The sequence below is a fragment of the Aminobacter sp. NyZ550 genome (genome assembly GCF_025628925.2).
Lineage (GTDB): Bacteria > Pseudomonadota > Alphaproteobacteria > Rhizobiales > Rhizobiaceae > Aminobacter > Aminobacter ciceronei.
Window position 1 is genome coordinate 436341 of record NZ_CP114191.1, and the last position, 24712, is coordinate 461052.

Here is a 24712-nt window from a genome sequence, read left to right on the forward strand (position 1 = left end):
CAGCCTTGTAACGAAGCGTCCGACCCCCACTCCGCCTCGCGGCGCTCGGCACCTCTCCTCCTCATAAGGGGAGAGGAAAGGAGCCAAGCCGCAGCGGCTTTTCCTCTCCACCGTCGAACGGGGGAGAGGTGGTTTGCGAAGCAACCCGGAGTGGGGGTCGAATTCCCTCAGCGGCGCATTTGAAGAGTTGTAGGCGTCCCGCCACACTGAAACGACAATCCAGCCAGCGAAAGCGTCCCCTTGTCCATAGCACTGCTCCTCGAGCAACTTCTCAACGGGCTGCAGCTCGGGGTGATGCTGTTCCTCATGGCCGCCGGCCTGACGCTGATCTTCGGCGTCATGGGCCTGATCAACCTCGCCCATGGATCGCTCTACATGATCGGCGCCTTCGCATGTGCTGCGGTCGCGGCTGCCACCGGCTCGTTCTGGATCGGCCTGGCGGCGAGCCTCGTTGCTGCGGCAGCGGCCGGCGCAATCATCGAAGTGACGGTCATACGCCGCCTCTATGACCGCGACCATCTCGACCAGGTGCTGGCGACATTCGCGCTGATCCTGATCTTTTCCGAAGGCACGCGCTGGCTGTTCGGCTCGTTCCCGCTGTATCTCGACATTCCGCCGCTGCTGCAAGGCGCAGTCCCCCTGCCCGGCGGCGGCCAGTACCAGCTCTACCGTCTCGCCATCATCGGCGTCGGTGTCGTGGTAGCACTGGGCCTGTATGTGCTGATCTCGCGGACGCGGCTCGGCATGCGTATCCGCGCCGGCGAGTCCGACCGCGAGATGATCGCCGCACTCGGCGTCGATATCCGCACCCTTTACACCGTCGTCTTCGCACTTGGCGCTGCACTGGCCGGTCTTGCCGGCGCGCTCGTCGGCGCATTGCAGTCGGTGCAGGTCGGCATGGGCGAGCCGGCGCTGATCCTCGCCTTCGTGGTCATCGTCATCGGTGGCATCGGCTCGATCAAGGGCGCCTTGTTCGGCGCCATCCTGGTCGGCGTCGTCGATACCATGGGGCGTTTCCTGCTGCCCAAGGCTCTGGCGCTGATGATCCCCGCCGCCCAGGCCGGCCCGATAGGTGCAGCACTTGCCTCGATGCTGATCTACATCGTCATGGCGCTCATCCTTGCCTTCAGGCCTAGCGGCCTGTTTGCGACGCAGTCGTGAGGACGTCATGACCAACGCACCCATCATGACCCCCGAAACCATCGTCAACGTCAGCCTCGCATTGCTTTTGCTCGGCTTGCCGCTGGTGGCGCAGACGATGGGCGAGCCGTTCTACATCACGCTCGCAACGCGCATCGCCATCCTGGCGCTCGCCGCCGTCGGCCTCAACATCGCACTTGGCCTTGGCGGGCTGGTGTCGTTTGGCCACGCCGCCTTCTTCGGCCTCGGCGGCTATGCTGCCGGTATCCTCGCCACCCATGCCTTTGACGGCGTGCCGCTGTTCGCCGGTATCCCCGGCACCGCATCGATGCCCATCATCTGGCTCGTCGCGGTTCTCGTCTGCGGCATGATCGCCTTGCCGATCGGCGCCATCAGCCTGCGCACCGCGGGCGTCTACTTCATCATGATCACGCTCGCCTTCGCGCAGATGATCTACTACTTCGCCGTGTCCTGGCCGGCCTATGGTGGCGAGGACGGGCTTTCGATCTATGTGCGCAACGAATTCCCCGGTGTGAACACCGCCCAGCCGCTGTCCTATTTCCTGATCTGCTATGCAGTTCTGATGCTGGCGCTCGGTCTGTTCTGGCTGCTGCGCGGCTCGCGCTTCGGCGCGTCCTTGCAGGCGGCCCGGCAGAACGCAACGCGGCTGTCCGCTGTCGGCATCGCTCCATTCAACATCAGGTTCGTTGCCTTCGCGATCTCGGCAATGGTCACCGGCCTCGCCGGCGCGCTGTTTGCCGACCTCAACAAATTCGTCAGCCCCTCCATGCTGTCCTGGCATATGTCGGGCGAACTGATCGTGCTGATCATCCTGGGTGGCAAGGGCCGGTTGTTCGGACCCGTCGCCGGGGCCATGCTCTATGTCCTGTTCGAATTCGCCCTTGGCGGCATCACCGAACGCTGGCAGTTCTTCCTTGGGTTGATCCTGCTCGGTGTCGTTCTGTTTGCCCGCGGCGGGCTGCTCGGCCTGCTGGCCGGAAAGGCGCGTCATGGCTGAGCCGATCCTCGAAATCCGCGACCTCCGCAAGACCTTCGGCGCCCTGAAGGCGACAGATGGCGTCAGCCTTGAACTCAGGCCCGGCGAGATCCACGCGCTGATCGGGCCCAACGGCGCCGGCAAGAGCACGCTGATCCACCAGATCTCCGGCTCGTTGCGGCCGGACAGCGGCAGCATCCGCTTCCTCGGCCAGGACATGGCCGGGCTCGACATGGCCGCGCGCGCCCGTCTCGGCCTCGGCCGCAGCTTTCAGATCTCGTCGCTGGCGCAGGAGTTTTCCGCCCTGCGCAACGTCATGCTGGCGGTGCAGGCACGCCAGGGCACGAGCTTCCGATTCTTGCGCCCTGTCATGAGCGACAAGAGCCTGACCGAACCGGCAATGGCGATGCTGGAGCGCGTCGGTCTCGCCGGACGCGCCCACCTGCCCGCTGCCGAGCTGTCGCATGGCGAACGCCGTCAGCTCGAGATCGCAATTGCGCTGGCGCTCGGCTCAAAGGCCTTCCTGTTCGACGAACCGATGGCCGGCATGGGTCCGGAGGGCTCGAAAGCGCTGACCAGGTTCCTCGACGGTCTGCGCCATGAAGCGCCGATCCTGCTGGTCGAGCACGACATGGATGCCGTCTTCGCCCTCGCCGACCGAATCTCCGTGCTTGTCTACGGCCGCGTCATTGCCACCGGCACTGTCGACCAGATCCGCAACGACCCCGAAGTCCGCCGGGCCTATCTCGGAGAAGCCGCGTGAGCCTGCTCGAACTCAAAGGCGTCGAAACCTTCTACGGCGCATCGCAGGCGCTCTTCGGCGTCTCGCTCGACGTCAAGGAGGGCGAGGTCGTGGCGCTCATGGGCCGCAACGGCATGGGCAAGACGACGACGATCAACTCCATTCTCGGCCTGGCGAAGCCGCGCTCCGGTTCAATCAGCTTCGCCGGCCGCCAGGTCGCCGGCATGCGTCCACATCGCATCGCCCGCTTCGGCCTGGGTCTGGTTCCGGAGGGACGGCGCTGCTTTCCCAACCTGACCGTTCTGGAAAACCTGCTTGCCGCAGCGCGCGGCAGCGAGTGGACACTGGAAAAAGTCGTCGAGCTGTTTCCACGCCTCGGCGAACGCCGCGATCAGTATGCCAACACGCTCTCGGGCGGCGAACAGCAGATGCTGGCGATTGGCCGCGCGCTGATGACCAATCCCAGCCTGCTCATTCTGGACGAGGCGACCGAGGGTCTTGCACCCGTCATCCGTCAGGACATCTGGGCGGCGATCCGCAAGCTCAAGGCTGCGGGTCAGTCGATCCTGGTTGTCGACAAGACGCTGTCGGAGCTGCTGCCGGTGGCCGACCGCTGCTTCGTGCTGGAGAAGGGCGTGACCGTATTCGAAGGCACGCCGGACCGGCTGACGCCTGACATCCAGGACCGCTATCTCGGTGTATGAAAAAGGGCGGCATCTGCCGCCCTTTTCGTTTCCATTCGACCTGAGATCAGGTCACTGCCGACTTGACGGCAAAACGGGCTTCCTTCCAGGCGCCGGTCCGCATGATGTCTTCGAGGATCTCGACCGCCTGCCAGACGTCCTTGAAGCCGACATAGAGCGGCGTAAAGCCGAAGCGCACCGTAGCCGGTGCGCGGAAGTCGCCGATGACGCCGCGCGCGATCAGCGCCTGCATGATGGCATAGGCGTTGTCGTGCTCGAACGAGACTTGGCTGCCGCGCTTCGTGCCGTCGCGCGGGCTTTCCAGCTTGAGGCCGTAGGCGCCGCACTTGGCCTCTACCAGTTGGATGAACAGGTCGGTCAGGGCAATGCTTTTCTTGCGCAGCGCTGCCATGTCGACGTTGTCCCAGTCATCGAGCGCGCCCTTGAGCGCCCGCATGGTCAGGATCGGCTGGGTACCGCACAGGAACCGGCGAATGCCGGCGTCCGCCGCATAACCCTGCTCGAAGGCGAAGGGTCTGGCATGTCCCCACCAGCCGCTCAGCGGTTGCTGAACGTCGGCGAGGTGACGCGTGGCGGCGTAAATGAAGGCCGGGGCGCCGGGACCGCCATTGATATACTTATAGGTGCAGCCAACGGCGAAATCGACATTGGCACCGTCGAGATCAACCGGCAGGGCACCTGCCGAGTGGCAGAGATCCCAGACGATCAGGGCACCTGCCGCCTGGGCCTTTCTGGTCAGCGCCGCCATGTCGCGCAGCTCGCCCGACTTGTAGTTGACGTGGTTGACGAGAACCACCGCAACCTTGTCGTCGATCAGCTCTTCGATGCTTGGCGCATCGACGCCCTCGAGCCGGAGCACGGCACCGGCCCGCGTCGAGGCAACGCCTTCCGCCATGTAGAGATCGGTCGGGAAGCTGTTGCCTTCGGCGACGATGACCGAACGGTCGGGTCGCATCGCAAGGGCTGCATGCAGCACCTTGTAGATGTTGGTCGACGTGGTGTCGCAGACAACCGTCTGGCCAGGTGCAGCACCGATCAGGCGGCCGATGCGGTCGCCCAGCTCGGTCGGCATGTCGAACCAGCCGGCGGTGTTCCAGGCGCGGATCAGATCCTGTCCCCACTCCTTGGAGGCAGCTGCCTGGAGCTCGCAGAAGGCAGCATGCGACGCGGCGCCCAGAGAGTTGCCGTCAAGATAGATCACTCCTTCCGGCAGGATGAAGCGATCACGCATCGAACGCAGCGGGTCGACAGCGTCCATCGCCTCGACAGCGGCGAGATCGGGAAATGCAGTCATGATGCGGGCTATCCTTGATTATTCGCGAACGGTTTCGCGTGCTTGTGCCGGGCCCCGGCTGCGACGCAGGCTTGGAAGTGCAAGCATGGCGAGCACGAACAGGCCGGTGGCGAGCTTCAGATCGGGGGGCGGCATGCCGGCGGCGAGACAGAACGAGACCAGTTGGTAGTAGACGACAGCGCCGACGAACGGAGCAGCGAGCTGGCGCAGCACAGTCTGCTTGCCGACGATGGCTTCGCCGATCATCAGCGCGGCAAGGCCGTTGATCAGGATGCCGAGGCCCATATTGACGTCGGCAAAGCCCTGGCTCTGCACCATCAGCGCGCCGCTGGTCGCCGAGAACGCACTGGCGAGGCCGACGCCGCCGATGGTGGCGACCCAGACATTGATGCCTTGCGCTTCGGCCATGTCGGGATTGGCGCCGACGGCGCGGATCGCGGTGCCCTTCTCGGTCTTGAAGAACATGTTGAGCAGGATGAAGACGATCGCGCCAATGAGGCCGGCAACGATGATCTTGGCGGCCGGAAAGCCGGGCTGGACGAACGGCGCCCAGTCGAAAACCGTCGGCGCGCCGAACACGGACAGGTTCGACTTGCCCATGATGCGCAGGTTGATGCTGTACAGCATCGTCATCATCAGGATGCCGGCGAGCAGCGTGTGGATGCGGAAGCGCAGATGGATGAAGGCGGTGCAGCAGCCGGCGAGGAAACCGGCGATCAGCGCCACGGCAAGCGCCGTCAGCGGAGAAGCACCAGCCGCCAGAAGCACGCCGCAGACGCAGCCGCCGAGCGGGAATGCGCCTTCGCTGGTGAGGTCGGGGAAATTGAGGGTACGGAACGGAATCATGATGCCAAGCACGACAAATGCCAGGATCAGGCTCTGCGCCAGGGTGACGGGAATGAGCGAGACGAAGCTCGTGAAAACGGTCTGGATAAAGTCCATGATGATCAGCTCGCCAGCAACATGCGGTCGGTTTTCACGGAGAAATGGCCGATCAGGTCGACAACCGTGACCTTGGCCTTTTCCTCGCCGGAGATTTCGAGCCGAAGTTTGCCGGCATCAAGCATGATGACGCTGTGACCGAAATCGACGGCATGCTGCATGTTGTGCGTCACCATCAAAGTGGTGAGCTTCAAGGCATCGACGGCACGCACTGTCGCCTGCATGACGATGTCGGCGGTGCGCGGATCGAGTGCCGCAGTATGCTCGTCGAGCAGCAGCAGATCCGGAGAGCCGCCGACCGCCATGATCAGCGACAGCGACTGGCGCTGCCCCCCCGAAAGCAGTTCGACGCGGGTGTCCAGGCGATTTTCGAGACCGAGGCCGAGAAGTGCCAGACGCTCCTTGTAGGCCGCGAGGCGTGAAGCATTGAGCCCCTGGCGCAAGGTACGTTTCTTGCTGCGCAGATCTGCGAGCAGCATGTTTTCGGCGACCGTCATCGAGGCGGCGGTGCCTTTCATCGGATCCTGGAAAACGCGAGCCAGGCGAATGGCGCGCTTGTGAACGGGCATGCCGGTGACGTCGTCACCATTGATCAGGATCTGGCCGGAATCGAGCACCAGCGCCCCCGAAATGGCATTGAGCATGCTGCTCTTGCCGGCACCGTTGGAGCCGATGACGACGCCGAATTCACCGGTGGCGAGCTTGAGGCTGAGGCCGTCCAGCGCGACTTTTTCGTCGGCCTGGCCCTTGTAGAAAACTTTACGTGCAGATCGGATTTCGAGCATCCGTCCCTCCCGGAAAAGGTAACGGCGCCTTGGAGCGCCAGGGCGCTCCAAGTTTCTGAACCTGCGCATCGTGCCTCTTGGGCCGATGCGCCAGACGCCGCTACCAGTATTGACGAAGTCGAGTGTTAGTCGACGATGCAGCCGCAATCAGCGAGCGCCGCGGGGATCTCGATGCCGAAGGCGGCCATGGCCTTCTTCGAGATCGTCGCGGCATGGTCCTCATAGGCCGGGCGCGACGGCGCGATGGTCTTGGGGTCCTTGCCCTTCAGGATTTCGGCGGCGATCTTGCCGGCGTTGATGCCAACCTGCTCGTAGTTCACCGCGAAGCTGGCAGGCACGACACCGTCGCGGACTGCATTGTCGTCGGCATTGACGACCGGAATGCCAGCCTGGCGGGCCGCGGCGGCAACGGCCGGGATAGCCGGCTGGATCAGGTTCGAGGTCGGGCCGTAGATCACGTCGACCTTGCCGGCGAGCGAAGCGATGCGCTGCTGGATGTCGTTGACGTTGTCGATACCCACTTCGACCACTTCGAAGCCAGCGGCAGGCGCTGCTTCCTTGATCTTTTCGACCAGAGCGACGTCGTTGGCTTCACCCGGATTGTAGGGCACGCCGAAACGCTTGGCGTTCGGCAGCAGCTTCTTGGTGAATTCCATCACCGCCTTGACGTCCTGCAGGTCGGTAGCACCCGTCATGCCTTCGTCGCCGGCTTCCCACGACGGGACCAGCTTGGCGGCGACCGGGTCGGTCACAGCCGAAAAGACGATGTTGATGCCCGAGCCGGCGAGCGCCTTCTTGGCGATCTGCGACACCGGGGTGGTGACGGTGTACATCAGCTTGGGCTGTTCGGCCTGCAGCTTGGCGATCATCTGGGGAACCAGCGACGCGTCGAAATTGGTGTGGCTTTCGGTGAAGACGACGTCCTTGCCGTCGACATAGCCATTGTCAGCCAGTGCCTTCTTGAAGCCGGCGACAGCGGCGTTGAGCTGCGGGTGTTCGCCAAAATTGGCGACACCGATCTTGATTGGGTCGGCAACGGCTGCACCAAGGCTGACGGCAAGCGCGCCGGCCAGAACCAGGCCCGACATCAGACCGGATTTCAAGTTTCTCATCGATTCCTCCCAGATTGACTGCGCCGCACCCCTTAGCGGCGGCATGGAGACAATCATGAGCAGTCCGGAGAGCTCTGTCAAACATTATATATAATTCTTGCCATGAGCCACCATGATATATAATTTTTGCAGAGACAGGGACGAATGACGATGCAGGATGATGAGAATTCGACCAAGACGGAAGCAGCCTACCGGCTGCTGCGCCGAGACATCCTGACCACCCGGCTGATGCCGGGCGCCCCCCTCAAGCTGAGCGCGCTGCGCACGGCCTATGGCGTTGGTTGGACGCCGCTGCGCGAGGCATTGTCGCGGCTCGAGGCTGAACGGTTGGTGACGGCGATTTCCAATCGCGGCTTCACCGTCGCCTCGGTTTCACGCCAGGAGCTGGAAGATCTGGCGCGAGCCAGGATGGTGGTCGAACTGCCGCTTCTGCTGGAATCGATCGAGAAAGGCGGCAGCGATTGGGAAGAGGCTGTCGTTACAGCGCATTACCGGCTGTCGCGCTGCAAGACCGCAGTCGAGGATCCTTCCGATGCCTCCGTCGATGACTGGGACGAGAAGCACGAGGCGTTTCACTCGGCGCTGCTAAGTGCCGCCACGTCGAACTGGCTGCTGCGCTTCCGCTCGACAATCTCCGACCAGCTCCGGCGCCATCACAGGTTCCTAGGACTAGCACCAACCTTGCGCGCGGCCGCGGGCCAGAAGCAGGGCTACGAAGAGGCAATGGCGGCCCTTAACGAGGCACAGTCGATCGGACCGCACACCGCCCTGATGGAAGCCGCACTCGACCGCGATCTCGAAAAGGCCAAGGCGTTGATGATCGATCACATCGGCTACACGCTGCATGTCTATGTCCACACCGAGGACTACAGCGGCAGCAGACACGCCGCCCGCGCCGGCAGCCTCAGAACACCCTCGGCCGCCGAATGACCGCCCCCTATCGCCCGTCTCTGGACGAGATCAGCGCCGCCCGCGCCCGAATCGCCTCTCATGTTCCGCGAACGCCGCTGGTCCGCCTCGATCTCGGCCTGCCCGACCGGCAGATCTTCCTCAAGCTCGAGACGCTGTCACCGATCGGCGCGTTCAAGCTGCGGCCGGCGCTGAACGCCCTTCTGTCACGCGACCGCGAGACGCTCGCCCGGGGTGTCGCCACCACGAGCTCCGGCAACATGGCTTATGGCATGGCCTGGGCTGCCAACAGGCTCGGCGTGCCGATGGCAGCCTACATGTATGCGGGCGCGCCGCAGACAAAGATCGATGGCGTGCGTCGGCTCGGCGGCGAAGTCCGCTTCATCTCCATGGAAACATGGTGGCAATACATCATCGGCGCTGACCGGCCCGAATTTCCGGAGCTTCTGATCAACCCGGTGTCGGACCAGGCGGTGCTGTCGGGCAACGGCTCCATCGGCATGGAAATTGTCGAGGACCTGCCCGAGGTCGACGTCGTGCTGACGCCTTATGGCGGCGGCTCGATGACCACGGGCGTGGCGAGCGCCGTCAAGGCCTTGCGACCCGAGGCAAAAGTCTTCGCCGTCGAGGACGAGAACGCCGCCCCTGTGACGGCGGCTCTTGCGGCTGGCCGCATCGTCGACATCGAGACGCGCCCTTCCTTCATCAAGAGCATCGGCGGCCCGTCGCTTGTGCCGCAGCTTTGGCCCATCGCGCGCGAGCTGATCGACGGCGCGGTGTCAGTCAGTCTGGAGCAGGTCACCGAAGCGATGCGGCTGCTGTTCGCCAAGTCCAAGGTCGTCGCCGAGGGCGCGGGCGCGGCCTCGCTGGCTGCGGCGCTGACCAGCGAGCATGCCAGGGGCAACATCGTATGCGTAATCTCTGGCGGCAACATCGATGCCGCCGCTTACTCGGCGGTTCTTGCCGGCAACATTCCTGCCCCTTGAACCTTTCAAGCTTGTACTATCGCGCGAAACGGCACTACAACTGCCCGAGAGGATAGCCGGCGCACCGGCCGCGGCGAGGAAAGACCCTGACACAGATGGAAGAGCGCAAGGATACAGCCGGCGCCGAAGGCTGGGTGGACGGCGAGACCAAGGTACTCGAAGCGCCTGCGGATCACGGCACCGAGCTTCGCCTTTGGCTGCGCCTGTTGACCTGCTCGACGCTGGTTGAAACAGAAGTGCGCCGCCGCCTTCGCGAAGAGTTCGATTCCACCCTGCCCCGCTTCGACCTGATGGCACAGCTCGAACGCGCCCAGGACGGCATGGTGCTGGGCGAAGTGTCCAAGCGCATGATGGTATCGCCCGGCAACATCACCGTCCTGGTCGAGCGTCTGGCCGAGAGCGGCCACATCAGCCGCACCACCTCGCCCACCGACCGCCGCGTCCAGATCATCGCGCTGACGCCCTTCGGCCGCGCCGAATTCGAGAAGATGGCCGCAGCACATGCCGACTGGATCGGCGACCTGTTCGGCACTCTGTCGGCCAAGGACGGCGGCATCCTGCTCGACGAACTCGGCAAGCTGAAGCGCTCCATCGTCGCGTCGCTGGCCAAGGGCAGCTAGGTTCTTCGACGCAATTCCTGATGGAAAACCGCGTTTCTGAATTGCTCTATGCCCGAAACCGCGCGCGATAATCGCTCGGCGTCAGCCCGACGATGCGAGCAAAGACCTTGCGGAACGCGCCAGGGTCGCCATAGCCGACCTCCCACGCCACCTTGTCGACCGTCTGCGTGGTGAATTGCAGCAGTTCGCGCGCCTTGCCGACGCGCAGGCGCTGGCCATATTCGGTCGTCGTCAGCCCGGTCGCCTTCTGGAAGCGGCGCAGGAACGTGCGCTCTTCCAATCCAGCCAACGATGCCAGCACGGCCAGGTTCAGCTCCTTGCCCTCGCCCGCCTGCAACCAATGCTGGACCTTGAGGATGGCCGCGTCGCCATGGCTGAGCCGCGGCGCAAACGCGCTGTAGTAGCGCTGCTCGCGTCCGGGAGGATCGAGCGCCAGTATCCGGGCGGTCTCGATCATCACGGTTGGCCCAAGGAAGCGGTCGACAAGCCGGAGGCCGAGGTCGGTCCAGGCCATCAGGCTGCCGGCAGTGATGATGTCACCGTCATCGATGAGCAGCCTGTCGGTGTCGAGCCTGGCCTCGGGGAAACGCGACCGGAATGCCTCGTCATAGACCCAGTTCGTCGTCACCGCCCGCCCGGCCAGCAACCCGGTCTCGCCGAGCACGAAGGCGCCGGCACAGACGGACGCCAGCACGCTGCCAGCACTATGGCGCTGGCGCAGCCAGCCGGCGAGCGACGCGATAGTCTCTCGCGAAATCGGATCGCCGAGCGCCGGCGGCACGACATAGACCTCAGCTACGCCTGAAGCGTCGGGATGGGTGTCGAACACCCGCTGAGGCGCATGCTCCGCCTGGTCCGCGCGCCAGTGGCTGACGCGCAGCTGGTTCGGCGGCATACCATGGCTCTTGCGGTTGGCGGTGCGGTTGGCGAGCTCGAACAGGTCGGTCATGCCAAGCACCGCCGACATCTGCGCGCCGGGGTACAACACCAGCCCGATCTCGATGACGCCAGCTTTTGCCATTTGTCGAAATCACCCCTTGTTATGTCGATATCGCCAATGGGTCGGCACCATAATCCATTGCATCCTGCAGGCAACATTCTTCCCAACAGCAAAGGCATCAGGGACATGAGCAAACGCGCAGTGATCGCCATCGACATCCAGAACGAATATTTCCCCGGCGGCCGCATGCCGCTCGTCGGCATCGAGCAGGCAACTGAAAACGCCGCCCGCATCATCGCAGCGGCGCGTGCCAAGGGCGACACCGTCATCCACGTCCGCCATCTCTCGAAGGCCGCCGACGCTCCGATCTTTGCGCCCGGCACGCCGGGCATCGAGATCAACGCCACCGTCGCCCCGGCCGACGGCGAGAAGGTCATCACCAAGAACTTCGTCAATTCATTCCGCGAGACCGACCTCAAGGCGACACTCGACGCCAAGGGCATTGAGGAAGTCGTCATCGTCGGCGCGATGAGCCACATGTGCGTCGAAGGCGCCACCCGTGCTGCGGCCGACTTCGGCTACAAGACATCGGTCGTCCACGATGCCTGCGCCACGCGCGATCTCGAGTTCAACGGCAAGACGGTGCCGGCCGCCCAGGTCCACGACGCCGTCATGGCAGCGATCGCCTTCGGCTATGGCGAACTCGTGGATACCACGACGTACCTGTCGCGCTAGTACATTCAGGCCTTCGGCCCCGGTCGCGCGCTCGCCGACCGGGGCCTTTTTGCGTTCACTTCCAAAATAACTTTAAGCTTGAAGTTTTTTTTGAAAGCGTCCATGGTGCCTCCATGGTCAGGGTCGGGCACGCATGTCCACTTGACCGAACGGCTTCAGGAGGAGGACGGCATGCGCATTGTCTGTATCGGTGGCGGACCGGCCGGTCTCTATTTTGCCCTGCTGATGAAGAAGCAGCACCCCGAGCATCAGGTTACCGTCGTCGAGCGCAACCGTCCCTTCGACACCTTCGGCTGGGGCGTGGTCTTCTCCGACGCCACCATGCAGTCGATGCGCCGGTGGGACCCGGCTACCGCCGAGACCATCGAGGACGCCTTCAACCACTGGGATGACATCGAGCTGGTATTCAAGGGTCGCAAGATCCGCACCACCGGCCACGGCTTCGTCGGCATCGGCCGCAAAAGGATGCTGAACATCCTGCAGGAGCGCTGCATCGAGCTCGGCGTAGAGCTGGTGTTCGAGACCGACGTGCAGGGCGACCATGACTTCCCCGAAGCTGACCTCATCATCTCGTCGGATGGCGTGAACTCGCGCATCCGGCACAAATATGCCGACATCTTCAAGCCCGACATGGTGATGCGGCCGAACCGCTACATCTGGCTCGGCACCGACAAGCGCTTCGACGCCTTCACCTTCGACTTCCAGCGCACCGAGCACGGCTGGTTCCAGGCGCACATCTATCGTTTCGACGACAACACCTCGACCTTCATCGTCGAAACCACCGACGAAGTGTTCAAGGCGCATGGCATCGACGAGATGGACCAGGATCAGTCGATCGCGTTTTGCGAGAAGCTGTTTGCCGAGACGCTCGAAGGCCACAAGCTGATGACCAATGCGCGCCATCTGCGCGGCTCGGCCTGGCTGAATTTCGGCCGCCTGATCTGCGACAAGTGGAGCCACTTCAATGGTCAAAGCCACGTCGTCCTGATGGGCGACAGTGCCCATACCGCGCATTTCGCCATCGGCTCCGGCACGAAGCTTGCCATCGACGACGCCATCGAGCTGACCCGCCAGTTCGACCTCATCGGCCACGACAAGGCCAGCATCCCGGCCGTGCTCGAAGCCTATGAAGAAGTACGCCGCGTCGACGTCGCCCGCATCCAGAATGCGGCGCGCAACGCCATGGAGTGGTTCGAAGTGGTGGGCACCCGTTATGCCGACACGCTCGAACCCGAGCAATTCATGTATTCGATGCTGACCCGCTCGCAGCGCATCAGCCATGAGAATTTGCGCCTGCGCGACAAGCACTGGTTGGAAGGTTTCGAGCGCTGGTTCGCCGAGCGCGCCGGCGTGTCGCCTGCCCCCAACGGCTCGGTACCACCGCCGATGTTCACGCCGTTTTCGATCCGCGGGCTGACGCTGAAGAACCGCATCGTGATGTCGCCGATGGCGATGTATTCGGCCACCGACGGCCTGCCCGACGACTTCCACCTCGTCCATATCGGCGCCCGCGCCATGGGTGGTGCAGCACTCGTCTTCCCGGAGATGACCTGCGTGTCGCCAGACGCGCGCATCACGCCCGGCTGCCTCGGCTTGTGGAATGACGAGCAGGCGAAAGCCTTCAAGCGCATGGTCGACTTCGTCCACCAGCAGACGCCGGCGAAAATCGGCATCCAGATCGGCCATGCCGGCCGCAAGGGCGCGACCAAGGTTGCCTGGGAAGGCATCGACCAGCCGGTGACCTCAGGCGGCTGGCCGCTGATCTCGGCCTCCGCCCTGCCTTATCTCAAGCACTCCGACATGCCGCGCGCCATGACCCGCGAGGATATGGATCGCGTTCTGGCCGATTTCGTCAGCGCCACGGAACGGGCCCGCGACCTCGGCTTCGACATCCTCGAACTGCATGCCGCCCACGGCTACCTGCTGTCCTCCTTCCTGTCGCCACTGACCAACCTGCGCGACGACGTATATGGCGGTAACCACGAGAACCGCGCCCGCTATCCGCTCGAAGTGTTCCGCGCCATTCGTGCCGTCTGGCCTGAGGACAAGCCGATCTCGGTGCGTCTCTCCACCCATGACTGGTACGAAGGCGGCAACACGCCTGAAGACGCGGCGATCTTCGCCAGGATGTTCAAGGACGCCGGCGCCGACATGATCGACTGCTCGTCGGGCCAGGTGGTCAAGGAAGAGCAGCCAGTCTATGGCCGCCTGTTCCAGACGCCCTTCTCCGACAAGATTCGCAACGAGATTCAGGTGCCGACAATTGCCGTGGGTGCGATCTCGGAAGCCGATCACGCCAACTCGATCATCGCCGCCGGCCGCGCCGATCTCTGCGCCGTCGCCCGCCCGCACCTCGCCGACCCGTCTTTCGTCATGCATGAGGCGGCAAAGATCGGCTATGCCGAACAGGCCTGGCCAAAGCAGTATCATTCGGCCCGTGCCCAATATGTGAACAACCTCGCCCGCGCCGCGGCGGCTGCTCCCACGGGCAAGGCATGAGCATGGCCAAGCGTCACGCCCTGGTCACCGGCGCCGGCAGCGGCATCGGCCGCGCCATCGCACTGGCGCTCGCCGCCGACGGCCACGGCGTCAGCCTGTGCGGACGGCGTGCCGCGCCGCTCGAGGCGGTGCGCGACGAGATCGCCAAGATCGGCGGCGAGGCCTTCGTGCTTGATGGCTTCGACGTCACTGAAGCGCATTCGGTCGAGGCAGGCATCGCCAAGGCGATTGCGCATGCAGGCGACATCGCCGTGCTGGTCAACTGCGCCGGCGAAGCGCCGTCGGCACCGTTCGACAAAACCGACCTGGCATTGTGGAACCGGGTGATGGGCATCAACCTCACCGGCACGTTCCTGGTCACACAGGCAGCGCTTGCTTCGGTCAAGCGCGCCGGCAAGGGCCGCATCGTCAATGTCGCCAGCACCGCCGGCCTGACCGGCTATGCCTATGTCTCAGCCTATTGCGCCTCAAAGCATGGCGTGGTCGGCATGACGCGCGCGCTGGCTCTTGAGCTTGCCCGCACCGACGTCACCGTCAACGCGGTTTGCCCCGGCTTCACCGACACGCCGCTGCTCGACGGCGCCGTGGAAACCATCACCGGCAAGACCGGGCGTTCGGCCGAAGAGGCACGCGCCACGCTCGCCCGCGTCAATCCGCAAGGGCGGCTGGTGACGCCAGAGGAAGTGGCCGACACCGTGCTCTGGCTCGCCTCGGAAAAGGCAACCGCAATCACAGGCCAGGCGATCCCGGTCGCCGGCGGCGAAGTTCTGGGAGGATGACCATGACCAACCCGATGCAGGACAAGAAGCATCCCTTCCAGGGCCACAAGGCTCAGCACTTCAAGTTCGAGACCGATGCCGACGGCAAGGTCGCGACGATCACGCTGAACCGCCCAGAGAAGAAGAACCCGCTGACCTTCGAGAGCTACGAGGAACTCGGTAACCTGTTCCGCGCCCTGCACCGGGCCAGCGACGTGCGCGCCATCGTCATCACGGGTGCCGAGAACAACTTCTGCTCGGGCGGCGACGTCTTCGAGATCATCGAGCCGCTGACCCGCATGCCGATGCATGACCTGCTCGACTTCACCCGCCTCACCGGCGATCTGGTGCGCCAGATGCGCGCCTGCCCGCAACCGATCATCTCCGCCGTCGACGGCATCTGCGCTGGCGCCGGTGCGATCATCGCCATGTCGTCCGACTACCGCGTCGCAACCCCGGAGGCGAAGACCGCCTTCCTGTTCACCCGCGTCGGCCTGGCCGGCGCCGACATGGGCGCCTGCGGCATCCTTCCGCGCATCATCGGCCAGGGCCGCGCCGCCGAACTTCTGTTCACCGGTCGCGTCATGACCTCGACCGAGGGCCATGCCTGGGGCTTCTACAATGCGCTGCATGAGCGTGGCGCACTGCTCGCCGAGGCGCAGAAATTCGCCCGCAACCTGGCCGACGGCCCCTGGTTTGCGCATGCCATGACCAAGAAGATGCTCGACCAGGAATGGGCGATGGGCATCGACCAGCTGATCGAATCCGAAGCGCAGGCCCAGGCGATCTGCATGGCGACCGGCGACTTTCGCCGCGCCTTCGAGGCTTTCGCCGCCAAAGCCAAGCCCGAATTCAAGGGGAACTGAGCCATGGCCGCGCATTTGATGCCGACCAGTGCGCCAACCCGCGACCACCTCGACTGGCCGTTCTTCGCCGACCCCCACCGCGCGTTGGCGGCTGAACTCGACGCCTTCATCGCCAGCGGCGGGCTGGGCGAGATCGACCATGGCAATGCCGACGGCGCCTGCAAGAAGCTGGTGGCGGCGCTTGGTCAGGCGGGTATCCTGCGCCACTGCGTGCCGGCGGCCTTCGGCGGCGCGTCGGACGTGATCGACAGCCGCTCGCTCTGCCTGATCCGCGAGACACTGGCCTATGCCGACGGTCTCGCCGACTTCGCCTTTGCCATGCAGGGACTGGGCACCGGCGCGATCAGCCTGTCCGGTACGGACGAACTCAAGCAGGCCATCTTGCCTAAGATTGCCCGAGGCGAACTGATCTCGGCCTTCGCCCTGACCGAGCCAGAGGCCGGCTCCGACGTTGCCGCCATGAGTACCAGCGCCCGCCGTGATGGCGACACCTATGTGCTCGACGGCGAGAAGGTCTTCATCTCCAATGGCGGCATCGCCGACGTCTACACCGTCTTTGCCCGCACCGGCGAGGCGCCCGGCACGCGCGGTATCTCGGCCTTCGTCGTCTATGCCGACACGCCGGGCTTTTCGATCGCCGAGCGCATCGAGACGATCGCCCCGCATCCCCTGGCACGCGTCAGGTTCGACGATTGCCGCATCCCGGCATCCCAGCTGTTGGGCGAACCGGGCGAAGGCTTCAAGATTGCCATGCGCACGCTCGACATTTTCCGGCCGTCAGTGGCTGCCGCAGCCCTCGGCTTTGCCCGCCGCGCCCTCGACGAAGCCGTAGCGCACGCCAGGTCCCGCAAGATGTTCGGGGCGACGCTGGCCGACCTGCCGACCGCTCAGAGCACGCTGGGCGAGATGGCGACTGCCATCGACGCAGCCTCGCTCTTGACCGTGCGTACTGCCTGGCGGCGCGACGTGCAAAAGCTGCCGATCACCCGCGAGGCCGCCATGGCCAAGATGACGGCGACCGAGAACGCCCAGTGGGTCATCGACCAGGCACTGCAGCTGTTCGGCGGCCGCGGCGTGCGTGTCGGCGAGATCACCGAGCGCCTCTATCGCGAGATCCGTGCGCTGCGCATCTACGAAGGCGCCACCGAAGTGCAGAAGCTGATCATCGGCCGCGAGCTGATGAAGGCCTCGAGGTAGGAGAGCTGACGTGCCCTTCCGTACCTCAAGGCCGCTGCGTTTCGGAGACTGCGATCCCTCCGGAATCGCCTACTTCCCGTCTTACCTGAACATCCTCGTCGGTGTTTTGGAGGAGTTCTTCGGCGATGCCGGTGCGCCGTGGAAAGACCTGATCGCCGAACGGCGCATCGGCACGCCGACGGTGCGACTGGACCTCACCTTTGCCCATCCGGGCTTCCATGGCGACACGCTCGACTTCGAGCTGTTCGTCCGCCGCATCGGCCGCTCCTCGCTCGATCTCGAGCACAAGGTTTCGGCCGCCGGCACGCTGCTCTGGAGCGCCCGCCACAGCGTGGTCGCCACTTCGCTCGATACCCACAAATCGCTTGCCTGGCCGGATGACCTCCGCGCCGCGCTCGAAAGCCGCCTGGAGACTTGAGATGCATGAGATCCTGCAACCCGAAGGGTGGGCCAAGCCCATCGGTTATGCCAACGGCATCGCCGCGAGCGGCCGCACCATCTTCGTCGGCGGCCAGATCGGCTGGAACGCGCAGTGCCAGTTCGAGACCGACGACTTCGTCGGCCAGGTGCGCCAGACGCTGGAAAACGTCGTCGCCGTGCTGAAGGCCGGCGGCGCCGAGCCGCACCACATCACCACGATGACCTGGTACTTCACCGACAAGAAGGAATACACCGAGAACCTGCGCGGCCTCGGCCAGGCCTATCGCGACGTGATCGGCCGCCACTTCCCCGCCATGGCCGCCATGCAGGTGGTCGCGTTGGTCGAGGACCGCGCCAAGATCGAGATCCAGGCCACCGCGGTCATCCCGGCATAGCCATGAGCGCGACGCGGTTTTCGGAGAGCGTTTCGGGCAGCATCCGTGACGGCGTGCTCGTCGTCATCATCGACAATGCGCCCGTCAACGCCACCTCGGCGCATGTCCGGCAGGGGCTGGTCAAGGCACTCGACCATGCGTCAGCCGTTGGCACCGTCATCGGCGTCGTCATCACCGGCGCCGGCCGCACCTTTGTCGGCGGCGCCGACATCAGGGAGTTCGGCAAGCCACCGGTCGAGCCGACGCTTCCCGAGGTCATGCAGCGCATCGAGAATTGCAGCAAGCCGGTGGTTGCTTCCGTCAATGGTGCTGCCCTCGGCGGCGGCTGCGAGATCGCGCTTGCCTGCCATGGGCGCGTTGCCGGCGAGGCGGCGAGTTTCGGTTTGCCCGAGGTCAAGCTCGGCATCGTGCCGGGCGCCGGCGGCACCCAGCGCCTGCCGCGCCTCATCGGCACCGTCGCGGCAATCGACCTGATCGGCAGCGGCCGCACAGTCAGGCCTGATGAAGCCATCAAGCTCGGCCTTGTCAACGGCGTCGCAGCCGATCATCTCGCGGCAGCCGTCGGCCTTGTCCATCAACTCGCCGGTCAGTCGCAAAGGCGCACGGGCTTGCTCGATGTCCCGATCGCCGAATTGGCCGCCGTCGAGGCGGCGTCAAAAAAGGTCTTGTCCAGATCACGCGGCCAATCGGCACCTGCCGAGGCCGTTCGCCTTGTCCGGCTGGCTTCGGAAAGGACTTTCCGGGACGGTCTCGCCGAGGAGCGCGCCACCTTCCTGCGCCTGCGGGATTCCAATGAGGCGGCAGCCCTGCGCCATGTCTTCTTCGCCGAGCGGCAAGCCGGCAAGGTCGACAAGCTTGAGGGCATTGCCCCACGCAGGATCGAGACGGTCGGCATCGTCGGTACCGGTCTGATGGGCGCCGGCATCGCGGTCGCAGCGTTGACAGCTGGCTACCGCGTCGTCGGCATCGAGCAGACCGAAGACGCCGCCACCAAAGGGCGCGAGCGCATCGCCGGCATTCTCGACAAGGCGGTCCAGTCAGGGCGCCTTGCGGCGACAGTTCGCGACGGATGCCTTGCGCGGCTGGCCGTGGCTGCGAACATCGGCGAACTCGCCGCAGCAGACCTCGTCATCGAGGCGGTGTTCGACGATCTCGCGGTCAAGACCGAGCTGTTCCAGCGCCTCGACGGCATCGTCAGGCCGGATGCGATCCTCGCAACCAACACCAGCTACCTGAACCCCGACGAGATCGCGGCGGCGACTGCTCACCCCGGGCGCGTGGTCGGCCTGCACTTCTTTTCGCCGGCCAACATCATGCGCCTGGTCGAGGTCGTCGACTGCAAGGCAACCGCGCCCGACGTGCTCGCTTCCGCACTGGCCTTCGCCAGGAAACTCGGCAAGCTGCCGGTGGTCTCAGGCGTAACCGAAGGCTTCATCGGCAACCGCATCTTCTCGGCCTATCGCCGCGAGGCGGAGTTCATGGTCGAGGACGGTGCAGCCCCCGAAGAGGTCGACGCCGCACTTGAAGCCTTTGGCTTTCCGATGGGCATCTTCACCGTCTACGACATGGCCGGGCTGGAGATCGCCTGGGCGCGGCGCAAGCGGCAGGCGGCAACGCGCGACCCAAACGCGCGTTATGTCGAGATCGCCGACAAGCTTTGCGAAGCCGGCCGCTTCGGCCGCAAGACAGGCAAGGGCTGGTACGACTATGCGTCTGGCGAAAAGGCCGTCGACCCAGAGGTCACTGCGCTGATCGCCGCCGCACGCGCGGCCAAGGACATCTCGCCCCGCCGCTTTACGGTCGACGAGATCGTCGACCGGTTGCTGCGCGCCATGGCCGACGAAGGCGCTGCCTTGCTCACCGAGGGCATCGCCGCGCGATCGAGCGACATCGATCTGGTGATGATCAATGGCTACGGTTTTCCGGCGCACAAGGGCGGGCCGATGTTTGCAGCCGAAACGCACAAGGACATCATACCATGACCGAAGCATACATCGTAGGCGGCGTCCGCACCCCGATCGGCCGTTATGGCGGCGCGCTTGCCTCTGTGCGCCCTGATGATCTCGCCGCTCACGCCATTCGCGAAGCGCTGGCGCGGCACCCCGGCATCCCCGCCGACCAGATCGATGAGGTCGTGCTCGGCTGCGCAAACCAGGCCGGCGAAGACAACCGCAATGTCGCCCGCATGGCTGGCCTGCTTGCGGGCCTGCCGGTATCGGTGTCCGGAACGACGATCAATCGCCTTTGCGGTTCCGGCCTCGACGCGGTTGGTTATGCAGCACGCGCCATCAAGCTCGAAGAAGCTGACATCATCATTGCCGGCGGCGTCGAAAGCATGTCGCGCGCGCCCTTTGTCATGCCCAAGGCTTCAAGCGCATTCCAGCGCAGCACCGAGATCTTCGACACCACCATCGGCTGGCGTTTCGTCAATCCGTTGATGGAAAGACAATACGGCATCGATTCCATGCCTGAAACGGCCGAGAACGTCGCCGCCGAGTTTTCCATTTCACGCGAGGATCAGGATCACTTCGCCCTGCGCAGCCAGGCTCGTGCCGCCGCAGCGCAGAAGAGCGGCCGTTTTGCCCGCGAAATCGCTCCTGTCACCATCAAGGGCCGCAAGGGCGAAGCGACCGTCGTCGAGCACGACGAGCATCCGCGCGAAACGACGATCGAAAAGCTTGCGGGCCTTTCGGCACCCTTCAGAGATGGCGGCACGGTGACCGCCGGCAACGCGTCGGGCGTCAATGACGGGGCCGCAGCCGTCATCATCGCATCGGCACGCGCCGTCGAACGCCACGGTCTCAAGCCGCTTGCCAAAATCGATGGCATGGCGACCGCAGGCGTTGCCCCGCGCATCATGGGCATCGGCCCCGTCGCCTCGACGCAAAAGCTTCTGGACCGCGCCGGCCTTGTCATATCAGACATCGATATAATCGAACTCAACGAAGCCTTTGCCGCACAGTCGCTGGCATGCATGCGCCAGCTCGGCCTTGCCGACGACGCGGGCCACGTCAATCCGAACGGCGGCGCCATCGCGCTTGGCCACCCGCTCGGCATGTCGGGCGCACGTCTGGCACTGACCGCAGCACTGGAACTCGACCTGCGTGGCGCAAGACGCGCGCTGGCCACCATGTGCATCGGTGTCGGCCAGGGCATCTCGCTTTTGATTAGCCGGCCGTAGCAGGCGGCGCGCCTCGTTCGTAACCGTCAGCCAGCAGCCCTGCGCAGCGGCTGGCGCAGGATCGCCGAACCTCCCGCCGCCTGGACGGCAAGGCTGCCATAAGTGATGCCGGCGGCAAGGCAGGCTTGCTCGGACTGACCCGAAAGCCATGCGTCGATGAAGCCTGCATTGAAGGCATCGCCCGCGCCCGTCGTATCGACGACAGGGACCTCTTCGGCCCGGCGGTGCAGCAACTGGGCAGCGGCCTTCAACCACGCGCCTTCGCCGCCCGCTTTCAGGGCCACGATCGGGAAGTCCCTGGACAGGATCTCGATTGCCGCGATCGGATCGTTCTCCTGCGTAATGGCGGTGGCCTCTTCCATGTTGGGCAGGAAGATATCAACGCCGGCGCAGCGATCGAGCAGTTCGGCTTCGTAGATCAGCGTCTCGTCCCAGCTCGGATCGAGCGAGACGGTCAGCCCCCTGGCCTTGGCGCGGCTGACCAGATCGGGGATCTCGTGCAGCGTGGCATATTCGGCGATGTGCAGATGGCCGGCGTCGCTCCAGTCGAGTGCGGCGTCAAGCGTCGCCGGCAGCGCGGTCCCAGCACGCCGCGACAGGAAGGCGCGGTCGTTGCCGATCACCGAGGCGACGGTAACCTGCGGCCCGGCACCGGGCGAATGCTCGACGAAGCGCAGGTCGACATTGCTGGCACCGAGCTCAGCCTCGATCCCTGTCGACAGCGCGTCCGTGCCAAGGCGCGCCACCAGAGCGACTTGACGCCCGGCATGGGCCATGTGGGCGGCCGCAATGAACGCGCCGCCGCCGGCAGCCATCTTCATGTCCTGCGCAAACACCTCGCGCCCCGGCTCGGGCAGCGCAGCCAGGCCGGTGAAAATCAGGTCACAGTAAATCCGCCCGATGCTAAGCACCGCCGGACGCTTTGCATTTTCCGATGTCATTGCCGGCCCAGGCTCTTCTCGGTCTTGGCGTCGAAGAGATAGAGGCTGCCCGGCGCCGCGCGGCAGGTCAGCGTGCTGCCCGTCGCGGGGATGAACTTGCTCGGCGCAGTGGCAATCACGGCACTGCCGTCGACATCGAGATGCACCAGCGTCTCCGGTCCGAGCGGCTCGACCGCCGTCACCGTTCCAGTGAGCTCCAGACCACCATCCGCCTTCTCGACGGCTGCGGTCAGCTCGTGCGGGCGAACGCCAATCAGGATGTCGCCGCCGGCAGCGGGCTCGATACCCTTGCCGTTCTTGCGGCCCGGCACCAGGTTCATCGACGGACTGCCGATGAAGCGCGCGGTGAAGACATCGACCGGGTTTTCGTAGAGATCGGTCGGCGTGCCCACCTGCAGGATGTGGCCGTCCTTCATGACGACGATGCGGTCGGCCATGGTCATCGCCTCGACCTGGTCGTGGGTGACATAGACCGTGGTCGTCTTGAGCTTCTGGTGCAGGCGCTTGATCTCGATGCGCATCTGGGCGCGCAGCTGGGCGTCGAGGTTGGACAAGGGCTCGTCGAACAGGAAGGCCGAAGGATTGCGCACCATGGCGCGGCCGATGGCGACGCGCTGGCGCTGACCGCCCGAAAGAGCCGCCGGACGGCGGTCGAGATATTTCTCAAGGCCGAGGATCTTGCCCGCCTCTTCGATGCGCTGGTCCTTCTCGGCCTTGGACAGCTTCGAGGTGTAGAGACCGAAGCCGATATTCTGGCGCACGGTCAGGTGCGGGTAGATGGCGTAGTTCTGGAACACCATGGCGATGTTGCGCTGCTTGGGGTCACGCTCGTTGACCACCTCGCCGCCGATCTTCAGCGTGCCGCCGGAGATGTCCTCGAGCCCGGCGATCATGCGCAAGGTCGTCGACTTGCCGCAGCCCGAAGGCCCAACGAAGACCACGAATTCGCCGTCGGCGATTTCAAGGTCGATACCCTGGACGACGTCCACCTTGCCGTAGCGCTTGACCAGCTTTTCAAGTTCGATCGTCGCCATCAGAGCGCCCCCGCCAGTGCCTTGAATTTCTCACCGAGTTCTTTTGCGGCTTTCGCCTCGTGCCCGGCATGTTCCTGTGCGACGGCTTCCAATGCCGCTGCCTTCTTCCTGTAGACGCCGATCGCCTCGGCCATCGCCGCCGGTGCCGGGCCGCCGAAACGGTCGCGCACGGCAACGAAATGTTCGGGCGAGACGATCTCTTCGAACTTGTTACGGCCGAAGCTCGGTTCGCGTCCGGTCGAATGCCTGAAGGCTTCGAGGAACGGCGCGTAGCCATCCTTGGCAAGCCCGCCGCCAGCCGCGACCACTGCCTTGGCGACCGTCGCCGCGATCTCGTGCGCCTCGCGGAAGGACAGGCCCTCGATGCGGACGAGCGAGTCGGCAAGTTCGGTGATGGTGATGCACGAGCGGCGGATGTTTTCAGCCACACGCTCCGGATCGATGCGGATCGCGCCGACGAAGGCGGCGAGCAGGTCGAGCACGCGGGAGGCAGCGGTAAACGCCTCGTAGCCCATCGACTGCGTTTCACCTTCGCTGTCGTTCATGTCGGTGAACGGCGTGTTGTGGATGACACCGAGTACGGTGCGGGCGCGGCCCATCGTCTGGCTGGCGAGCAGCCGCATATGCTCGATCGGCACCGGGTTGCGCTTCTGCGGCATGATCGAGGAGATCTGCACGAATGCGTTCGGCACGTAGACTTGTCCGACCTCGAAGCTGGTCCAGAACTGGAAGTCCTGGATCAGGCGGCCGAGATGCAGGAACATCAGCTCGATCGCCGAATAGGTCGAGGTGATGTAGTCGGATGCCGCGATACAGCTGTAGGAATTGCGCAAGGGTGCGGCAAAGCCGAGCAGATCGGCGACGCGCTGCCGGTCGATCGGGAAACCCGACGTGGTGATGGCGGCGGCCCCCATCGGCGACAGGTCGACGATCTTGCGCGCCTCTTCGAAGCGCTCGATGTCGCGGAGCAGCACCTCGATGGCAGCCGACAGGTAATGCCCGAATGTCGAAGGCTGCGCCGGCTGGCCGTGCGTGTAGGCAACGATCAGTGTCGCCTTTTCACGCTCGGCCGCGTTGATCATCGCGGCCAGCAGATGTCGCGCCTTGACCATCAGCGCATCGATGCGCTGCTTGAGCCCTAGCTTGAACAGCGTGTGATCGATGTCGTTGCGCGAGCGCGAGGTGTGCAGGCGTCCGGCGACATCAGCGCCGAGGCGGGCCTTCAGTTCCTTTTCGATAAGGAAGAAGAAGTCCTCGACCTCGCCGGTATAGACCAGCTTCTCAGGATCGACTTCACGGTCGATGGCTTCGAGAGCGCCGGCGATCGCCGACGCCTGCTTGGCATCAAGAATGCCGGTCTCGGTCAGCATTACCAGATGCGCCCGGTCGATGGCGCGGAAGCCGTCGACATGGTGTGTCTTGGCGCCGTCGAAGAGCGGCCGAAGCACCGTCTCCTTGTAGACGGGATCGGGGAAGACGCTCTTGTCGGAGAGCCTCGGGTTCAGTTCAGACATT

24 protein-coding genes are annotated in these 24712 nt (G+C 64.6%); 16 read left to right on the plus strand and 8 right to left on the minus strand.

Going from position 1 to position 24712, the window contains the following annotated elements; translation table 11 throughout:
• The first annotated feature begins 240 nt into the window (after positions 1 to 240).
• Genes N7E70_RS29285 through N7E70_RS29300 form a run of 4 tightly spaced genes read left to right on the plus strand, consistent with a single transcriptional unit; the run spans position 241 to position 3583 of the window.
• Entirely contained in the window at positions 241 to 1161 is a 921-nt protein-coding gene (locus N7E70_RS29285) for a branched-chain amino acid ABC transporter permease (RefSeq protein ID WP_067967767.1), read from the plus strand.
• 25 nt (positions 1162 to 1186) lie between these two features.
• Positions 1187 to 2158: a branched-chain amino acid ABC transporter permease gene (locus N7E70_RS29290; protein WP_067968477.1), complete on the plus strand. Its 972-nt coding sequence runs from the start codon at positions 1187 to 1189 to the stop codon at positions 2156 to 2158.
• On the plus strand, positions 2151 to 2900 hold the full coding sequence (locus tag N7E70_RS29295; RefSeq protein ID WP_067967763.1) for an ABC transporter ATP-binding protein: 750 nt from the start codon (positions 2151 to 2153) through the stop codon (positions 2898 to 2900). Before N7E70_RS29290 ends, N7E70_RS29295 begins: the two co-directional genes overlap by 8 nt.
• Positions 2897 to 3583 carry an ABC transporter ATP-binding protein gene (locus N7E70_RS29300; RefSeq protein ID WP_182574337.1) on the plus strand — a complete coding sequence of 229 codons (687 nt, stop codon included), beginning with the start codon at positions 2897 to 2899 and terminating at the stop codon, positions 3581 to 3583. Before N7E70_RS29295 ends, N7E70_RS29300 begins: the two co-directional genes overlap by 4 nt.
• A gap of 46 nt (positions 3584 to 3629) precedes the next feature.
• Here the strand turns inward: N7E70_RS29300 and kynU are convergent, their stop codons facing one another.
• The 4 genes from kynU to N7E70_RS29320 form a co-directional block, all read right to left on the minus strand.
• Positions 3630 to 4877, minus strand: coding sequence for a kynureninase (gene kynU, locus N7E70_RS29305; RefSeq protein ID WP_263005258.1), 1248 nt, complete (start codon positions 4875 to 4877; stop codon positions 3630 to 3632).
• Positions 4878 to 4895: 18 nt separating this feature from the next.
• A complete protein-coding gene (locus tag N7E70_RS29310; RefSeq protein WP_182574335.1) occupies positions 4896 to 5819 on the minus strand; it encodes an ABC transporter permease in 924 nt (307 codons plus the stop codon).
• A 5-nt stretch (positions 5820 to 5824) separates the two neighbouring features.
• Positions 5825 to 6604, minus strand: coding sequence for an ABC transporter ATP-binding protein (locus tag N7E70_RS29315; protein ID WP_182574334.1), 780 nt, complete (start codon positions 6602 to 6604; stop codon positions 5825 to 5827).
• 125 nt (positions 6605 to 6729) lie between these two features.
• Positions 6730 to 7716: an ABC transporter substrate-binding protein gene (locus tag N7E70_RS29320; protein WP_263005259.1), complete on the minus strand. Its 987-nt coding sequence runs from the start codon at positions 7714 to 7716 to the stop codon at positions 6730 to 6732.
• 150 nt (positions 7717 to 7866) lie between these two features.
• Between N7E70_RS29320 and N7E70_RS29325 the strand changes: the two genes are divergently transcribed.
• From N7E70_RS29325 to N7E70_RS29335, 3 genes are all read left to right on the plus strand, one after another.
• Positions 7867 to 8646 (plus strand): GntR family transcriptional regulator, encoded by a 780-nt coding sequence (locus N7E70_RS29325; RefSeq protein WP_263005326.1) that lies wholly within the window; start codon positions 7867 to 7869, stop codon positions 8644 to 8646.
• On the plus strand, positions 8643 to 9611 hold the full coding sequence (locus N7E70_RS29330) for a threonine ammonia-lyase (protein ID WP_263005260.1): 969 nt from the start codon (positions 8643 to 8645) through the stop codon (positions 9609 to 9611). The genes N7E70_RS29325 and N7E70_RS29330 overlap by 4 nt, the downstream gene beginning before the upstream one ends.
• Before the next feature lie 95 nt (positions 9612 to 9706).
• Positions 9707 to 10231, plus strand: coding sequence for a MarR family winged helix-turn-helix transcriptional regulator (locus tag N7E70_RS29335; protein WP_182574331.1), 525 nt, complete (start codon positions 9707 to 9709; stop codon positions 10229 to 10231).
• A gap of 46 nt (positions 10232 to 10277) precedes the next feature.
• On the opposite strand, the gene N7E70_RS29340 is transcribed toward N7E70_RS29335, so the two are convergent.
• A complete protein-coding gene (locus tag N7E70_RS29340) occupies positions 10278 to 11252 on the minus strand; it encodes a GlxA family transcriptional regulator (protein WP_263005261.1) in 975 nt (324 codons plus the stop codon).
• A gap of 105 nt (positions 11253 to 11357) precedes the next feature.
• On the opposite strand from N7E70_RS29340, the gene N7E70_RS29345 reads away from it, so the two are divergent.
• The 9 genes from N7E70_RS29345 (at position 11358) to pcaF (ending at position 21222) form a co-directional block, all read left to right on the plus strand.
• Entirely contained in the window at positions 11358 to 11906 is a 549-nt protein-coding gene (locus tag N7E70_RS29345) for a cysteine hydrolase family protein (protein ID WP_067968471.1), read from the plus strand.
• A gap of 171 nt (positions 11907 to 12077) precedes the next feature.
• A complete protein-coding gene (locus N7E70_RS29350) occupies positions 12078 to 14405 on the plus strand; it encodes a bifunctional salicylyl-CoA 5-hydroxylase/oxidoreductase (protein ID WP_263005262.1) in 2328 nt (775 codons plus the stop codon).
• A gap of 2 nt (positions 14406 to 14407) precedes the next feature.
• Entirely contained in the window at positions 14408 to 15184 is a 777-nt protein-coding gene (locus tag N7E70_RS29355) for an SDR family NAD(P)-dependent oxidoreductase (RefSeq protein WP_083948825.1), read from the plus strand.
• The gene (locus N7E70_RS29360; RefSeq protein ID WP_067967731.1) at positions 15181 to 16029 is read left to right on the plus strand and encodes an enoyl-CoA hydratase family protein; all 849 of its coding nucleotides are present in this window, start codon (positions 15181 to 15183) and stop codon (positions 16027 to 16029) included. The genes N7E70_RS29355 and N7E70_RS29360 overlap by 4 nt, the downstream gene beginning before the upstream one ends.
• 3 nt (positions 16030 to 16032) lie before the next feature.
• Positions 16033 to 17226 (plus strand): acyl-CoA dehydrogenase family protein, encoded by a 1194-nt coding sequence (locus tag N7E70_RS29365; RefSeq protein WP_154384303.1) that lies wholly within the window; start codon positions 16033 to 16035, stop codon positions 17224 to 17226.
• A gap of 10 nt (positions 17227 to 17236) precedes the next feature.
• On the plus strand, positions 17237 to 17644 hold the full coding sequence (locus N7E70_RS29370; RefSeq protein ID WP_067967728.1) for an acyl-CoA thioesterase: 408 nt from the start codon (positions 17237 to 17239) through the stop codon (positions 17642 to 17644).
• Between the two features lies 1 nt (position 17645).
• The gene (locus N7E70_RS29375; RefSeq protein ID WP_067967726.1) at positions 17646 to 18041 is read left to right on the plus strand and encodes a RidA family protein; all 396 of its coding nucleotides are present in this window, start codon (positions 17646 to 17648) and stop codon (positions 18039 to 18041) included.
• 2 nt (positions 18042 to 18043) lie between these two features.
• Positions 18044 to 20023, plus strand: a complete 1980-nt coding sequence (locus N7E70_RS29380) for a 3-hydroxyacyl-CoA dehydrogenase NAD-binding domain-containing protein (protein WP_263005263.1) — start codon at positions 18044 to 18046, stop codon at positions 20021 to 20023.
• Entirely contained in the window at positions 20020 to 21222 is a 1203-nt protein-coding gene (gene pcaF / locus N7E70_RS29385; RefSeq protein WP_263005264.1) for a 3-oxoadipyl-CoA thiolase, read from the plus strand. Before N7E70_RS29380 ends, pcaF begins: the two co-directional genes overlap by 4 nt.
• 26 nt (positions 21223 to 21248) lie before the next feature.
• Here pcaF and N7E70_RS29390 read toward each other — a convergent pair whose 3' ends face one another.
• From N7E70_RS29390 to argH, 3 genes are read right to left on the minus strand one after another with little or no spacing between them, the layout of a single operon-like run.
• On the minus strand, positions 21249 to 22163 hold the full coding sequence (locus tag N7E70_RS29390; RefSeq protein ID WP_067967718.1) for a carbohydrate kinase family protein: 915 nt from the start codon (positions 22161 to 22163) through the stop codon (positions 21249 to 21251).
• Positions 22160 to 23197: an ABC transporter ATP-binding protein gene (locus tag N7E70_RS29395; protein WP_263005265.1), complete on the minus strand. Its 1038-nt coding sequence runs from the start codon at positions 23195 to 23197 to the stop codon at positions 22160 to 22162. The genes N7E70_RS29390 and N7E70_RS29395 overlap by 4 nt, the downstream gene beginning before the upstream one ends.
• Positions 23197 to 24711, minus strand: a complete 1515-nt coding sequence (gene argH / locus N7E70_RS29400) for an argininosuccinate lyase (protein ID WP_263005266.1) — start codon at positions 24709 to 24711, stop codon at positions 23197 to 23199. Before argH ends, N7E70_RS29395 begins: the two co-directional genes overlap by 1 nt.
• Position 24712: the final 1 nt, after the last annotated feature.

Coding starts and splice junctions, on each gene's coding strand:
- N7E70_RS29290 (WP_067968477.1), top strand. CDS start 1,187: ATGACCCCCGAAACCATCGTCAACGTCAGCCTCGCATTGCTTTTGCTC.
- N7E70_RS29295 (WP_067967763.1), top strand. CDS start 2,151: ATGGCTGAGCCGATCCTCGAAATCCGCGACCTCCGCAAGACCTTCGGC.
- kynU (WP_263005258.1), bottom strand. CDS start 4,877: ATGACTGCATTTCCCGATCTCGCCGCTGTCGAGGCGATGGACGCTGTC.
- N7E70_RS29310 (WP_182574335.1), bottom strand. CDS start 5,819: ATGGACTTTATCCAGACCGTTTTCACGAGCTTCGTCTCGCTCATTCCC.
- N7E70_RS29315 (WP_182574334.1), bottom strand. CDS start 6,604: ATGCTCGAAATCCGATCTGCACGTAAAGTTTTCTACAAGGGCCAGGCC.
- N7E70_RS29320 (WP_263005259.1), bottom strand. CDS start 7,716: ATGAGAAACTTGAAATCCGGTCTGATGTCGGGCCTGGTTCTGGCCGGC.
- N7E70_RS29325 (WP_263005326.1), top strand. CDS start 7,867: ATGCAGGATGATGAGAATTCGACCAAGACGGAAGCAGCCTACCGGCTG.
- N7E70_RS29330 (WP_263005260.1), top strand. CDS start 8,643: ATGACCGCCCCCTATCGCCCGTCTCTGGACGAGATCAGCGCCGCCCGC.
- N7E70_RS29335 (WP_182574331.1), top strand. CDS start 9,707: ATGGAAGAGCGCAAGGATACAGCCGGCGCCGAAGGCTGGGTGGACGGC.
- N7E70_RS29340 (WP_263005261.1), bottom strand. CDS start 11,252: ATGGCAAAAGCTGGCGTCATCGAGATCGGGCTGGTGTTGTACCCCGGC.
- N7E70_RS29345 (WP_067968471.1), top strand. CDS start 11,358: ATGAGCAAACGCGCAGTGATCGCCATCGACATCCAGAACGAATATTTC.
- N7E70_RS29350 (WP_263005262.1), top strand. CDS start 12,078: ATGCGCATTGTCTGTATCGGTGGCGGACCGGCCGGTCTCTATTTTGCC.
- N7E70_RS29355 (WP_083948825.1), top strand. CDS start 14,408: ATGGCCAAGCGTCACGCCCTGGTCACCGGCGCCGGCAGCGGCATCGGC.
- N7E70_RS29360 (WP_067967731.1), top strand. CDS start 15,181: ATGACCATGACCAACCCGATGCAGGACAAGAAGCATCCCTTCCAGGGC.
- N7E70_RS29365 (WP_154384303.1), top strand. CDS start 16,033: ATGGCCGCGCATTTGATGCCGACCAGTGCGCCAACCCGCGACCACCTC.
- N7E70_RS29375 (WP_067967726.1), top strand. CDS start 17,646: ATGCATGAGATCCTGCAACCCGAAGGGTGGGCCAAGCCCATCGGTTAT.
- N7E70_RS29380 (WP_263005263.1), top strand. CDS start 18,044: ATGAGCGCGACGCGGTTTTCGGAGAGCGTTTCGGGCAGCATCCGTGAC.
- pcaF (WP_263005264.1), top strand. CDS start 20,020: ATGACCGAAGCATACATCGTAGGCGGCGTCCGCACCCCGATCGGCCGT.
- N7E70_RS29390 (WP_067967718.1), bottom strand. CDS start 22,163: ATGACATCGGAAAATGCAAAGCGTCCGGCGGTGCTTAGCATCGGGCGG.
- N7E70_RS29395 (WP_263005265.1), bottom strand. CDS start 23,197: ATGGCGACGATCGAACTTGAAAAGCTGGTCAAGCGCTACGGCAAGGTG.
- argH (WP_263005266.1), bottom strand. CDS start 24,711: ATGTCTGAACTGAACCCGAGGCTCTCCGACAAGAGCGTCTTCCCCGAT.